Source organism: Mucilaginibacter paludis DSM 18603 (assembly GCF_000166195.2).
GTDB lineage: Bacteria > Bacteroidota > Bacteroidia > Sphingobacteriales > Sphingobacteriaceae > Mucilaginibacter > Mucilaginibacter paludis.
Genome location: NZ_CM001403.1, coordinates 3,662,167 through 3,675,254, shown reverse-complemented (window position 1 = coordinate 3,675,254; position 13,088 = coordinate 3,662,167). Strand labels below are relative to the sequence as shown.

The following is a 13,088-nucleotide window of genomic DNA, read 5'->3' as shown; positions in this document are numbered from 1 at the left end:
TGATGAATAACAATCAACAACCGCCTTCATTTAAAGTAATACGAATTATTCACATCGCGCTTTGCACGGGCTCAACGCTATTCCTGGTGGTAGCTTCATCCATAAAACCGGGGCCTGTACACACCGCCATTGAGCCCGGCGATATTCCGTTGTTATACGTAGCTGTCGCTTTAGCTGCAATGATGGCTTTTGTAAGCGGTTTTCTGTACCATAAAAAGCTTGCCGAAATTAACTTTTCTGCGCCAGTAAGTAACAGGCTTACCCAGTATATGTCCGCCTGTATAATGCGCTACGCTCCGCTCGAGGGTGCTGCGCTATTTAATACGGCGGTTTGGCTTTTAACCGGCAACCTCATTGCTGCTATGGTGGCGGTGGCTGTCATCCTGTATTTGATTAGCGCGAGGCCTGTAAAAAGCAAAATAATAAGTGATCTTAAGATCACCTATCCGGACACGCTGGATTAAAAAACAATTGCAACTTTATTGCTAATTGTAGTTTGGCCGGTGCTTGTAATTATCGAAACGGATGATACGATTGCGTAGCGTGTTATAAATGGCGCAATTTTGTTAGATTTGATTTATTAACAAAATCAAATGTGGGTAGAAGAGATTTCTTTGGACAATATTAAGTGCTTTGAAAAGCAGACCATTAAATTAGGCACAAAAAAAGAACCATATCCCTGGATTAATCTGTTAGGAGAAAATGGTACCGGAAAAAGCACCATATTACAAGCGTTGTCTTTGCTATTAGCTGGCCCTGAGGGAGCTGCACAGCTTCTAAAACCTGATGGATGGCTAAAAGATAATTTTAAACCAGGAAAAATGACCATTGTATTACATCAGGGACTAAATGATCCTGGACAGTATGGCAATGAGAAAAAAGAGCGGAAAATGTTTAGATACACTTTTTATGTTACAGGAAGTGAAAAACTGACAATAAATAACAAAACATTTACAGAGCCTATAATTACAGAGGATACCAATAGCAGAGTTATACCTTGGTTGAGGGAAAATGCTCTGTTGCCAAAAGGGAAAGGGTGGTTTGGTGCAGGATATGGAGCTTTTAGGCGACTCACTCGTGCTAATAGGATATTAGTACCTTCCCTGCAAACCCCATTGCGCTATACAAACTTTTTCACGCAGTTTAGAGAGGACCAAGCGTTAGAAGCGTTTGAAACTTGGATGGTATATCTGGATTATAGAATATCAAAATCTGATGATTCAATAGCAAAAAAACAAAAAGAGTGGGGTATTAAGGCAATTAATAAATTACTACCAGAGGGAAATTCATTTGATTCTATCGACGGTAACGGACGGATTTGGTTTAAAGTACAAGGTTCAAAAGTTTCCACCGTAGCATTGTCTGATGGTTTTAGAAGCGTATTAGCACTTGCAGGAGATTTAATTTGGAGATTAATTGAAGCATTTCCATTGAGTGATGATCCGTTAAATGAAGAGGGGGTTGTTCTGATCGATGAGTTAGATATACACCTGCACCCGACATGGCAAAGAACAATTGCAGGTTTGTTGAGACAAACTTTTCCTGGAATGCAGTTTATTATGGCTACGCACAGTCCACTAATTGCTGCCGGATCTGGTGAAGATGCCGTTACATACCGTTTTTATCGTAAAGATAATAACACTATTGTAGAGGAGATAAAAAACATTCATGCATTAAGTGTCGACAAAATTCTACAAAGTGAGGCATTTGGACTGATTTCTCCTTTTTCTCCTGAGACGCAAAATAAATTAGACAGGTACTTTCAATTGAAAAAAAAGAAAACACTTAATAATTCCGAACAAACAGAATTGGATCTTGCGATCCCATTAGTGAGAGAGGCTTTAGGTGAGCTGCCTAATGAGAACTCATTAGATTTTAAAGTTCAGGAATTTCTTATGGATAAATTAAATGATAAAAATAAATAGAACAGGAAAACCATCTGTTTTACAAAAGAAGGAAACTATTTGGGTAGAAAAAATCAAAAATGCCTCATCTGCGGATGAACGACATAAAGCTATTAGCAAATACCGCCATCCTGAGATAAAAGCATTTTTAAGCGAAATGTTTAATGGAAAATGCGCTTTTTGTGAGTCTTATATTGAAAATGTCGACTATGGTGATATCGAACATTTTAAACCTAAAGCAAAATTTCCTTACGAAGCAGTAATTTGGGAGAATTTGCTATTGTCTTGCAAAAAGTGTAATGGTGCCGGGCAGAAAGGAGACGAGTGGCCATTAGAAAGTGAGGGAGGATTGTTAATTAACCCTTGTGAAGAGGATCCTAATGATTTTTTTTCGTTTGAGTTTGATGCAGAAACCCTTGTTTCGATTGTTAAACCTAAAAATAAACGTGGAGAGACATCCGAAAGAATTTATGGACTAAATAAGCAAACACTAATTAAGGACAGGAATCAAAAAGTAAGAATATTCGTCTTCTTAGCGAGCTATTATAATATTGATCCGAGAGCAAGAACTTTTTTAGATGAATTTATAGAAACTTCAGGGGAATATTCGGCCTTTGCAAAAATGATTAAAGAAAAATACGTTGATAACGCTTCTGAGAATAATCAACAGCGCTGATTCATCCTCTTATTTGAGAATTGGAATTAGTAGCGCATGTATTCAAAATGATTGAAGGGGTTATGTTAAGGCAGAACCCCTTCAAATCAATAAAAAAGCTTAGATATGGATAAACAAATCCGATTTAGGCCTGCGTACTTTGGCTAATTTACTATAGCTGTCGTCCTCGGCACGGAAACCGATTGTAGCGATAACCGATGTGGTTAATCCTTTTTCTTTCAAGCCCAATATTTCATCAAACTTACCTGCCAGGAAACCTTCCATGGGGCATGCGTCAATGTTCATGTCGGCAGCAGCGGTTAACAACACGCCTAAGGCAATATAGGCTTGTTTGTGCGCCCAAACAATTTTCTCACCTTCGCCCTGACCGTTAACACTCGCTAAAACCATTTGTTCAAAAGCGGCAAGGTGTTCGCGGCCAATCTCGCGTACTTCGGCTATGCGGTCTATATACTTCTTTCCAAAATCTTCGTCAAGGTTAGTTTCGGCAGCAAATACAATCAGTTGTGAAGCCTGGGTTATTTGTTGCTGACCGTAACCGGCCTCGCGTAATTGCTCACGGATCTCGGCGTCTTCAACAACCAATATCCGGTAAGGTTGTAAACCCATTGATGATGGAGCCAACTGAACTGCACTTAACAAACTTTCTAATTGTTCAGCACTTAACTTTTTAGTGTGGTCAAATTTTTTGGTGGCATAGCGCCAGTTTAATTTTTCTATCAGAGACATGGTGATTTTCTAAATAATAATCAAATATAGGTGTTTGAACATGTATTTGGGTCACCCTTATGTCAATACTAAAAAAGCCCGTTTTCCTGGAGTTTTTTCTTGGCTTCTTTTTCTTTACGGCGCTGTTCGCGTCTTTCCTGGCGAAGTTCTTTTTTGCTCTTGCCTGCGGTATCAATTACCTCTTTTTTATTGGTAGTATCTTTTTTACCAAACAGGCGCTGAAAAAAATTAGGTTTCTTTTCGGGCTGCGGTACTACCGGGACGGCATCGTTATCCTCATCGTCCTGGTTCATCTTATCCAGCGCGGCAGTATCAACTGTAGCCACCTTTTGCCTTAATGCCGACCGGAGCCTTACATCGTAAAAGCCGTAGTTGCTGCTATCGCGCTGAGTATAACCGTTCATTGCCATCATGCTGCCAAGGCTGTTAAAATAATTGGCCAGGTAACCCTTCAGGCTACCGTCAGGCTCAAACGCGTATAAGCCGGTTTTGGGCTTGGGTACAATGCTCGCCATATAAATACTTTCGCCAAGGTTAAGCTCAGATGGGCTTTTGCCAAAGTAATAACGGGATGCCTCACCTACGCCGTAAACATTTTTGGCCCATTCAATAATGTTGAAGTATACTTCCAGCATCCTGGTTTTTGATATGATGTGCGTATTTTCAATCATCCAGACAATCAGCGTTTCTTCTACCTTACGCACCATGGTTTTTTGCCTGCTTAAAAAGGCGTTTTTTACCAGCTGCATTGATATGGTACTGCCGCCCCGTTTAAACTTCTTCTCTTTAAAGTCGATAGCTATTGATTTGCGCAGGGCTTCTTCAACAAAACCGTTATGTTTAAAAAAGGTAGGGTCTTCGGCCGTCATTACAGCGTGTTGCAGGTATGGCGAAATCTTTCCGATCGGGGTATAATCGGGGTTCGATGGGCCAATCATCCGCGAGGGCATCGGCTTGCCTTTTTCGTAGGGCGTATATACAAACGGGCCGTTCAGTTTATTCAGGTCGGTACGGCCATATTTCACAATGTGGAAGTTATCCTGTTTCAGGCTCGAATCAAACTGAACATCGTCGGGCTTCGAGGTATCCAGGTAAAAATTAAGATTGTAAGATAATTTTCCGGCAACCTGTATACCCTCGAGCGCATCGAATGTACCTATCGGGAAAGAACTAAAAATCTTTTGCGCGTCAATAAAATCGGTATGCAATTTTACCTCGTAAACTTTTACTGGTTTTAAGGTATATTTAATATAAGGGTTGGCAGTTACATCCTTGATATGGATGGCCGACGAACTATCGATTGAAACATAATTTTCGCCTATAAAAATGTTAGCATCGATGGAGCCCGAAGGGATGATAATATCGTTTGATGCTATTTTAGGATGATTGATCAGCAGGTTTTTTACAGCCCAATAACCATAAATGCGGGTTTCGCCATCGCTGCGTTCTACCTTTTTAAGTTCGGTGCTGATGGTATCGAAACTAAGCTTCATGCCGAATTTTTTCTGGATAAATGGCAGTTCCACCTTTTTGTTGTCAGCATAAAATTTAACATCGATGTATTTATCCGAAGGACGCATTTTGCCGGTGAAATGCAGCGTTGATTCGCCGTTGTTGACTATGATGGCCGAGCTGAGGTTGCTGTTTTTGATCAGCGCGTATTGGGTTAACAGCTTTACGTTGATGCTATCGTCGTGAAACTTAATGGTAAAGTTTTTGATATCGAGTTCGTCCGGAATTTTATAAAGTACCTGGTTAATCAGGTTATTGGCCACAACAGATATATCCCCTCCCGAATGGGTGTCGGTAGTGTCTTTTTTCTTTTTAAATAGAAAATCAAAATTCTTTACGCCCTTTACGTTGCTTAGGTTTAATACGCCGTTATCAAGCTTAACCGATGCCAATTTCATATTACCAAACAACAATGGCCATAATTTTACACTTACCTCAAAATTGCTGATGCTTACCAGGCTATCCCGGTTTTCCGGCACTACTGTAATTCCGGAAAAAGACACCGTGCTTAAGCCCGAAAAGTGGGCAGAACCTATTTTTACATCTAAATTATAATCTCTTTTGGCTTTTGCAGTAGCTTTGCTGATAGCAGATCGCAACAACTTTTCGCGCTTGGAGAAGGCTATAATGCCAGCTATCAGGCCGATTATAAATAAACAAAGAAATGTTATTCCGGCAATACGGATATATTTAGGGTTGAGACGGCGCATCAGTAAATTTTAACTAAAACTAATAATCTTATCTTTACAACAGTTTTCTGCATTCAATTTTATTGTAACAAACTCCCGCATAAGCTGTTTTATATTTATTCTATTTAAAAATGATCATCACTACAGACCAAGTACTTGCCGCACTGAGCCATGTTGAAGAACCCGATCTGAAAAAAGATTTGGTTACACTCAAAATGATCGAGGATATCCGCATTGATGGCCTTAAGGTAAGCTTTTCCGTTATACTAACTACACCGGCATGCCCTCTGAAAGCCATGATTGAAAACGCGTGCCGCAACGCGATATTGCATTTTATAAGCAAAGAAGCGGACGTTAGCATTAATATGACATCCCGGGTGACAACCCAAGCCAACAATAGTTTACCTGGAATTAAAAACATTATAGCCGTGGCATCCGGTAAAGGCGGCGTAGGTAAATCCACTGTGGCAGCCAACCTGGCGCTGGGCTTAGCCCATACGGGCGCAAAAGTGGGTTTGATAGATGCTGATATTTACGGCCCATCGGTACCTATTATGTTTGGCCTGGTTGGTGCCAAACCGAGGGCAAGCCAGGAAAATGGTAAAACGCGGATTGAGCCTATCGAAAAATACGGCATCAAGTTATTATCCATTGGTTTCTTTACCGACCCGGATCAGCCGGTTCCGTGGCGTGGGCCAATGGTATCAACCGCGGTAAAGCAACTATTTAATGATGCCGAATGGGGCGAGCTGGATTACCTGGTTGTTGATTTGCCTCCGGGTACGGGCGATATCCACATCACCATTACACAGGGTTTCCCGATAGCAGGCGCAGTAATTGTAACTACCCCGCAGGATGTTGCCCTGGCCGATGCACGTAAAGGCATAGGCATGTTTTTAATGCCGGCCATTAACGTACCTATACTGGGCGTTATTGAAAACATGTCGTACTTTGTTCCGGCAGAGTTGCCCAACAACAAATACTATATTTTTGGTGAAGGCGGCGGTAAAAAGCTTGCTGAGCAAATTAACGCTCCGTTTTTAGGACAGATCCCTTTGGTAAAAGGGATTACCGAATCTGGTGATGCAGGCAAGCCGCTGATATTAGACGATAATAACCCGATGTCGGCAGCGTTTATCGATCTGGCTAAACGGGTGGCCCAGCAGGTGGCCATTGTGAATGCCAGGCCGCAGCAAGCAGCACAAATGCAATAAATTATTTATATTTACAGTAAATTATAAGCAATGACAATTTTAGATCAGGTGGAAGCAGCTTTAGATACCATTCGTCCGTATCTGGAAACTGATGGCGGGAATGTTTCGGTTGAAGAGATCACCGCAGACAATGTAGTAAAATTGAAATTATTGGGTTCGTGCGGATCTTGCCCGATGAGCATCATGACGCTTAAGGCAGGCATAGAGCAAGCAATAAAAAAAGCCGTTCCGGAAGTTACAGGGGTTGAAGCCATTAACCTGACGGATATTGACGATCCAGCGGCAGTTTTGCCCGAGAACCTAAGATAAGTTAAACTGTGTTAAATTATTGAGAGGTGGATATACTTTTGGCCCAGAAATTGCGTAATTTGCATATTGATTTTAATATTTTTTAACAAATTGACTCATCCAAAATATAGCATATCATTAATGAAGCGTTTGATCTTGATATGGTTTACCTTAATTGGCGTATCGGCTTTCGCACAAAAAAACGAAAGGCCGCTGGTGCAATTTACTGGTGTTGTATTAAGTGCCGATAGCAGCACCGTAATACCGTATGCAACAATCACCAACTTATCTGCTAAGGGGCAGAGTACTTTGGCTAACTATAAGGGTTATTTCTCTTTTGTAGCACATGAGCGTGATACCTTGCGTTTTACATCTATTGGTTATGCCTCTACCCTGGTGGTAATACCATCAAACACCAAGGACAGGAGCTATACGCTGCATGTTAAATTAAATGGGCAATCCATCAATTTACCTGTGGTTCGTATTTTTCCATGGGCTACGACGGACGAATTCAGGAAGGATTTTTTAACGTTAAAAATAGCCGACGATGACCTGGAGATAGCACGTAAAAACCTGACCGGAAAATCTATCGCATCATTAACACGGTCGCTTCCGCGGGATAGTAAAGAAATTCAAAATGCTTTTTTTCAGGATGAGCACAATGCTATTATCAACCAGCATTCGTCGCTTAGCAATCCGTTGTTTAACCCTTTTGCATGGGGTGCTTTAATCAAAGAAATTAGCGAGGGTAACAAAAGCCGCGGCGTAAGCGATAATTAATACTTTAATCTATATTATCCTGCTTAATATCATATTAAGCAGGGCATTCGTTACATATTTCTCTATTTCGGTGAGGCTGATTTTGGATACCTGATAATCCATTAACGACCCTTTTTAGCAGCCGGGAATTTCATTTTATATTCCACATTCACAATCCCTTTCGAAATATCGGTCAGCTTCTTCTGGATCAAACGTTTGCGCAACGGGCTCAGCTTATCGGTAAACAATTTACCTTCAATGTGGTCGTATTCGTGCTGAATAACCCTTGCCGCTAATCCTTTAAAGGTTTCTTCATGGTGTTTCCAGTTTTCGTCGTAGTACGACAGGCGGACCACCGGTTTACGATAAACGTCTTCCCTGATATCGGGGATGCTCAGGCAGCCTTCATTAAAACTCCACTCCTCGCCTGTTTCTTCTAATACCTTGGCATTGATAAAAACCTTTTTAAAATCCTTTAGTTCGGGTTCGTCATCATCAAACGGTGTGGCATCAATAACAAATAAACGCATAGATAAACCCACCTGTGGAGCAGCCAAGCCAACACCGCGGGCGGCATACATCGTCTCGAACATGTTTTCAACCAATTCCTTAATGTGTGGATATTCGTCGGGTTCAATATTTGTTGCTGCTCGTCTTAATACCGGGTCGCCGTAGGCTATAATGGGATATTTCATCACTGCAAAAATAAGATATTTAATTTTTTGATGGAAATTTTAATGGTTTTATGAATGTGAGTTGATTTTATAAACAAAAGGATGGCAAACCATTTAAGAAATTTACCAATAGATTTAATTTGGAAGGCAGTAAGTAAATAAAATACGCTGAGCCAATCATTTCGTTAACAATTCGTATCAATCCACAAGGCTGTGACTGTTAAAAAAGAAAACTAAACCCAGACCCCTTTGACGGATTTTTCATTTCCTCAAATTTTTCAATTTCCAGCTCAAGCAGCAAAGCATATTCACCGCTCATAAAATCGCGAAATATTTGAATATTTTGCTGCTGACGTGTATCAACAAGAGCCTGGATATAGGCTGCTTTGTTTTCGCTTTTTACAATAGCCAAAGGTAGGTGGTAATAAGCCTGAATATAATTCATAAGTAACCGGGAAGTACGGCCATTGCCATCGTAATAAGGATGTATACTAACCAAGTTAAAATGAGCATCAAAAGAGAGGTTTATTTGCTCAGCTATAGTTAAAGGGGCGCGCATTTCATCATTTACCTTTTTTAGCAAGTCGCTTGTTAAACGCTCCACTTTGTCAAAATTGGGGAAGTAAGAAACACCCGCGGTAACATTGCCCTTGCGAAATGCTCCTGTTGCCGAATCGATAACGCCAAAAATGGTATGATAAATTTTGCCAGTGTTTTTCATCACCAGGGCATTTACTTGCTGTAAAAAAGAAACGGTTAGTGATTTTTTTTCTTTCGCGTTCAAAAGGGTAAATAAAAGGGCGGCATGGTGGTCTGTCACCATTAAGCTTTCTTCCAATGGCTTTCCATTGGGCGTTCGGCCTTCAGTAATTAAAACCTGTGTTTCTACCTCGGTAAGGGTTGATCCCTCCAGCCGGGTTGAATGATGGTCGATAGCGATCAGGGTAAACCGGCCATGGTCTATCACATCGGCTATGCCAAGCTCATTATATCGCGCTATCAGTTTAACCAGGTCTTTCATTTTAATAAAACAAAATTAGTTATAGTTTTTAATACCTGGCCAGATAAAACATTGACTAAATGTTAATGTTATCAAATGGCCCGGCTAAGTGCCGGCCATTTATATTCACATGGCACGTAACCCATTACTTGAATTTACAGATACCGGAATTTACTGCGCCGAGGGCAAATTTTATATCGACCCCTGGAAGCCGGTGGATGATGCTGTGATTACTCATGCCCATTCTGACCATGCCCGTTGGGGCAGCAAACGCTACCTGGCTCATAAGCTATCAGAGCAGGTGCTGCTATACCGCTTGGGCGACATACAGCTCCAAACAGTGGAATATGGCGAAAAGATAATGAAGAACGGTGTGGAGATCACTTTGTTCCCGGCAGGGCATGTGATAGGTTCGGCCCAGATCAGGGTGTGTTATAAGGACGAGGTATGGGTGGTATCCGGAGATTATAAGGTAGAAGACGATGGGATCTCTACCCCCTTTGAGCCGGTACGCTGCCATCATTTCATTTCGGAGTGTACGTTTGGTATGCCGGTTTATAAATGGAAACCCCAGGCGCAAATATTTGATGATATGAATAGCTGGTGGTGCAACAATATAAAGGAAGGCCGCGCCAGCGTGGTAGTGGGCTACTCGCTGGGTAAAGCTCAGCGTATTTTGCAGAACCTGGATCTCTCCATCGGCAAGGTTTATACCCACGGCGTTATCGAAAACACCAACGAAGCACTCCGCAGAAATGGCATTCAACTCAATCCAACACATCGCATCACCATAGATACGCCTAAGGAAGAAGTCCGCAAAGGGATCATTATTGCCCCGCCATCATCCGTAGGATCACCCTGGATGCGCCGTTTTCAGCCTTATGATTTTGGCTATTGTTCGGGATGGATGAGTATCCGCGGCGCCAAAAAGCGCCGCGCGGCCGACAGGGGCTTCGTCCTCTCTGACCATGCCGATTGGGACGGCTTGATCAGCGCGATTGACGCTACCGGTTGCGAAAAGGTTTACTTAACCCACGGTTATACAGCCAGCTTTTCGCGATATTTATCTGAAATTGGCTTCGATGCCCACGAGGTGTATACCCTGTATGGCAACGATGAAAGCGAAGAAGATACAGCTCCTGTGGCCGCCACACAGGCAGATGACCCGGTTACAAACGATCATAACTCCCTCTCCTTTGGAGAGGGCCGGGGTGAGGCCGGTACCTTATGAAAGCCTTTGCCCAACTTTTCCTTTCGCTCGACGAAACCAACAAGACCAATGAAAAGGTAAGGATCCTGAAAGATTACCTCCTTTCGGTGCCCGATACGGATAAGATGCACATGCTGGCGCTCTTCTCCGGCAGGAAACCCAAACGGCAAATTAACGCTACACTTGTACGCACCTGGGCCATGGAGGCATCCCACATCCCGGTATGGCTGTTTGAAGAGAGCTACCAGGTAGTTGGCGATCTGGCCGAAACCATCGCTTTGCTGCTGCCACAAAATAACAACAGCAGTAATAAAACGCTTACCGAGTGGATAGCCGAGATCAATAGCCTAAATACCAAAACAGAAGAGGAGCGCAAACAATGGCTGCTGGCTTCGTGGGCGATGCTGGATACGCAGGAGCGCTTTGTATTTAATAAATTGCTCACCAGTAGTTTCCGTGTTGGGGTATCGCAAAGTTTAGTGATCAAAGCCCTGGCCGATATTTCAAATCACGATGCGGCAACCCTAACCCACCGCATGATGGGTAAGTGGGAACCGGAGAGTTATACTTTTGATCAGTTGGTTCAGGCTGAAGGCGCGTCCGACGATGTGTCACGCCCCTACCCTTTCTTTCTGGCCTATCCTATTCAGGAAACATCCGAAAAGCAAAAATCGCCCGACGAACTGCAAGCATCTTTAGGCAATGCGGATGAATGGCAGGCCGAATGGAAGTGGGACGGCATCAGGGCGCAAATGATTAAGCGCGATGGGCAGATTTTTATCTGGAGCCGGGGTGAAGACCTGGCCACAGATAAGTTTCCGGAGTTGCATCAATTTCTGTATGCTTTACCCGAAGGCACTGTAATAGATGGTGAAATATTGAGTTTTAAAAATGGGATGCCTCTGCCCTTTAATGTGCTGCAAACCCGGATAGGGCGAAAAAACCTCAGTAAAAAGATATTGGAGGATAGCCCGGTGGCTGTTATCGCCTATGATTGCCTTGAATATCAGGGCGTGGATATCCGGGGCAAAATGCAAACTGAAAGACGGGCTATTTTGGAAGAGCTACAGTTGGCTACCACGCATCCTGAAATATTCCGGATCTCGGAGATCATCACTTTTGAGAGTTGGAACGAGCTGGAGCGGATCAGGACACAATCCCGGAGCAGGATTGCCGAGGGTATTATGCTGAAGCGTAAAAGTGCTCACTACCAGGTGGGCAGAAGGCGGGGCGACTGGTGGAAGTGGAAGATAGACCCACTATCCATAGACGCGGTGATGATTTACGCACAGAAGGGACATGGGCGCAGGGCCGATTTGTATACCGATTATACTTTTGCCGTTTGGGATGGCGATAAGCTGGTGCCCTTTGCCAAGGCTTATTCGGGTTTAACCGACGAAGAAATACGTAAGGTAGACAATTTTGTAAAGCGCAATACGCTTGAAAAATTTGGCCCGGTGCGTACCGTAAAGCCTCAACTGGTTTTTGAGATAGGCTTTGAGGGGATTAATAAATCAACGCGGCATAAATCGGGTATAGCGCTGCGCTTTCCACGGATATTACGCTGGCGCACCGATAAGCCAATGGAAGAAGCCGATACTTTAGAAACCCTGAAGGCATTATTGGGATAGCTGGTTCTATTATTTATATTCGGGATTTTATACAAGCAGAAATAAAAATGGCATCAAAAACATATATCATTAGTGGTGCCGGCAGCGGCATTGGCAAGGCAATAGCTCAAAAATTAGCTGAACAGGGCCACAATTGTATTTTATTAGGGCGCAACAAGCCGGCCTTACAGCAAACACTTGCTGAACTAAAGGGGAGCGACCATCAAATATTGGTAGCCGACATCCGTAATAAAGAAAGTTTAGTGGAAGCGGCCCAACAGATAGGTGGTTTGGTAATTAACGGACTGGTTGCCAACGCAGGCATCGGGGGCGAGAATTACTGGGGCGAGGCCGACAGGTGGGACGACATTATTGCCACTAACCTAACCGGTACCTATAATTTTGTGAATACGTTTTTGCCACAATTGATCAATACCGGCGAAGAAAAGCAGATCATTATCACATCATCTGTGCTGGCCCGGTTAGGCGTTGCCAATTATTCGGCTTATTGCGCTTCAAAAGCGGGCCTATTGGGTTTGATGCGCTCGTGGGCGGTGCAATTTGCACCCGAGAATATCCTGGTGAATGCCATTTGCCCTGGATGGGTAGATACCGAAATGTCGCAAGAGGGTTTGCAGGGGATTGCCGACGGAATTGGAATGACCAAGGATGAGTTTTACGAAATCGCTATGCAGAGCGTACCCCTACGGAGAATGAGCCAGCCCGAAGAAATTGCCGACCTGGTTGAATACCTCATCCGCCAACGGTCAATTACCGGGCAATCCATTGATATCAATTGCGGCGCAGTGATGAATAGTTAACA

General features: G+C 43.1%; 13 protein-coding genes. 9 read left to right on the top strand and 4 right to left on the bottom strand.

The features are described 5' to 3' along the window. The first annotated feature begins 2 nt into the window (after positions 1-2). The 3 genes from MUCPA_RS15590 (at position 3) to MUCPA_RS15580 (ending at position 2,580) form a co-directional block, all read left to right on the top strand. Positions 3-464 (top strand): hypothetical protein, encoded by a 462-nt coding sequence (locus MUCPA_RS15590; protein ID WP_008507651.1) that lies wholly within the window; start codon positions 3-5, stop codon positions 462-464. A gap of 129 nt (positions 465-593) precedes the next feature. Then, on the top strand, positions 594-1,925 hold the full coding sequence (locus MUCPA_RS15585; protein WP_008507650.1) for an AAA family ATPase: 1,332 nt from the start codon (positions 594-596) through the stop codon (positions 1,923-1,925). Beyond that, positions 1,909-2,580, top strand: a complete 672-nt coding sequence (locus MUCPA_RS15580; protein ID WP_008507648.1) for an HNH endonuclease family protein — start codon at positions 1,909-1,911, stop codon at positions 2,578-2,580. Before MUCPA_RS15585 ends, MUCPA_RS15580 begins: the two co-directional genes overlap by 17 nt. A gap of 99 nt (positions 2,581-2,679) precedes the next feature. Here the strand turns inward: MUCPA_RS15580 and MUCPA_RS15575 are convergent, their stop codons facing one another. Together MUCPA_RS15575 and MUCPA_RS15570 are read right to left on the bottom strand one after the other, a co-directional pair. Further along, positions 2,680-3,309, bottom strand: coding sequence for an NAD(P)H-dependent oxidoreductase (locus MUCPA_RS15575; RefSeq protein ID WP_008507644.1), 630 nt, complete (start codon positions 3,307-3,309; stop codon positions 2,680-2,682). Positions 3,310-3,377: 68 nt separating this feature from the next. Then, a complete protein-coding gene (locus MUCPA_RS15570) occupies positions 3,378-5,531 on the bottom strand; it encodes a transglycosylase domain-containing protein (RefSeq protein WP_008507643.1) in 2,154 nt (717 codons plus the stop codon). A gap of 110 nt (positions 5,532-5,641) precedes the next feature. On the opposite strand from MUCPA_RS15570, the gene MUCPA_RS15565 reads away from it, so the two are divergent. From MUCPA_RS15565 to MUCPA_RS15555, 3 genes are all read left to right on the top strand, one after another. Continuing rightward, positions 5,642-6,724, top strand: a complete 1,083-nt coding sequence (locus MUCPA_RS15565; RefSeq protein WP_008507642.1) for an Mrp/NBP35 family ATP-binding protein — start codon at positions 5,642-5,644, stop codon at positions 6,722-6,724. Between the two features lie 30 nt (positions 6,725-6,754). Then, entirely contained in the window at positions 6,755-7,033 is a 279-nt protein-coding gene (locus MUCPA_RS15560; RefSeq protein WP_008507641.1) for a NifU family protein, read from the top strand. 120 nt (positions 7,034-7,153) lie between these two features. Next, positions 7,154-7,792 carry a carboxypeptidase-like regulatory domain-containing protein gene (locus tag MUCPA_RS15555; RefSeq protein ID WP_008507640.1) on the top strand — a complete coding sequence of 213 codons (639 nt, stop codon included), beginning with the start codon at positions 7,154-7,156 and terminating at the stop codon, positions 7,790-7,792. 101 nt (positions 7,793-7,893) lie between these two features. Here MUCPA_RS15555 and def read toward each other — a convergent pair whose 3' ends face one another. Next, a complete protein-coding gene (gene def / locus MUCPA_RS15550) occupies positions 7,894-8,466 on the bottom strand; it encodes a peptide deformylase (RefSeq protein WP_008507638.1) in 573 nt (190 codons plus the stop codon). Between the two features lie 199 nt (positions 8,467-8,665). Continuing rightward, the gene (locus tag MUCPA_RS15545) at positions 8,666-9,466 is read right to left on the bottom strand and encodes a Fic family protein (protein ID WP_008507637.1); all 801 of its coding nucleotides are present in this window, start codon (positions 9,464-9,466) and stop codon (positions 8,666-8,668) included. Positions 9,467-9,575: 109 nt separating this feature from the next. Here MUCPA_RS15545 and MUCPA_RS15540 point away from each other — a divergent pair, with 109 nt between their 5' ends. From MUCPA_RS15540 to MUCPA_RS15530, 3 genes are read left to right on the top strand one after another with little or no spacing between them, the layout of a single operon-like run. Continuing rightward, positions 9,576-10,676: a ligase-associated DNA damage response exonuclease gene (locus MUCPA_RS15540; RefSeq protein WP_008507633.1), complete on the top strand. Its 1,101-nt coding sequence runs from the start codon at positions 9,576-9,578 to the stop codon at positions 10,674-10,676. Beyond that, on the top strand, positions 10,673-12,286 hold the full coding sequence (locus MUCPA_RS15535) for an ATP-dependent DNA ligase (RefSeq protein ID WP_008507632.1): 1,614 nt from the start codon (positions 10,673-10,675) through the stop codon (positions 12,284-12,286). Before MUCPA_RS15540 ends, MUCPA_RS15535 begins: the two co-directional genes overlap by 4 nt. Positions 12,287-12,333: 47 nt before the next feature. After that, positions 12,334-13,086: an SDR family NAD(P)-dependent oxidoreductase gene (locus tag MUCPA_RS15530; protein ID WP_008507631.1), complete on the top strand. Its 753-nt coding sequence runs from the start codon at positions 12,334-12,336 to the stop codon at positions 13,084-13,086. Positions 13,087-13,088: the final 2 nt, after the last annotated feature.

Coding starts and splice junctions, on each gene's coding strand:
- MUCPA_RS15585 (WP_008507650.1), top strand. CDS start 594: ATGTGGGTAGAAGAGATTTCTTTGGACAATATTAAGTGCTTTGAAAAG.
- def (WP_008507638.1), bottom strand. CDS start 8,466: ATGAAATATCCCATTATAGCCTACGGCGACCCGGTATTAAGACGAGCA.
- MUCPA_RS15555 (WP_008507640.1), top strand. CDS start 7,154: ATGAAGCGTTTGATCTTGATATGGTTTACCTTAATTGGCGTATCGGCT.
- MUCPA_RS15580 (WP_008507648.1), top strand. CDS start 1,909: ATGATAAAAATAAATAGAACAGGAAAACCATCTGTTTTACAAAAGAAG.
- MUCPA_RS15575 (WP_008507644.1), bottom strand. CDS start 3,309: ATGTCTCTGATAGAAAAATTAAACTGGCGCTATGCCACCAAAAAATTT.
- MUCPA_RS15590 (WP_008507651.1), top strand. CDS start 3: ATGAATAACAATCAACAACCGCCTTCATTTAAAGTAATACGAATTATT.
- MUCPA_RS15530 (WP_008507631.1), top strand. CDS start 12,334: ATGGCATCAAAAACATATATCATTAGTGGTGCCGGCAGCGGCATTGGC.
- MUCPA_RS15570 (WP_008507643.1), bottom strand. CDS start 5,531: ATGCGCCGTCTCAACCCTAAATATATCCGTATTGCCGGAATAACATTT.
- MUCPA_RS15540 (WP_008507633.1), top strand. CDS start 9,576: ATGGCACGTAACCCATTACTTGAATTTACAGATACCGGAATTTACTGC.
- MUCPA_RS15565 (WP_008507642.1), top strand. CDS start 5,642: ATGATCATCACTACAGACCAAGTACTTGCCGCACTGAGCCATGTTGAA.
- MUCPA_RS15560 (WP_008507641.1), top strand. CDS start 6,755: ATGACAATTTTAGATCAGGTGGAAGCAGCTTTAGATACCATTCGTCCG.
- MUCPA_RS15545 (WP_008507637.1), bottom strand. CDS start 9,466: ATGAAAGACCTGGTTAAACTGATAGCGCGATATAATGAGCTTGGCATA.
- MUCPA_RS15535 (WP_008507632.1), top strand. CDS start 10,673: ATGAAAGCCTTTGCCCAACTTTTCCTTTCGCTCGACGAAACCAACAAG.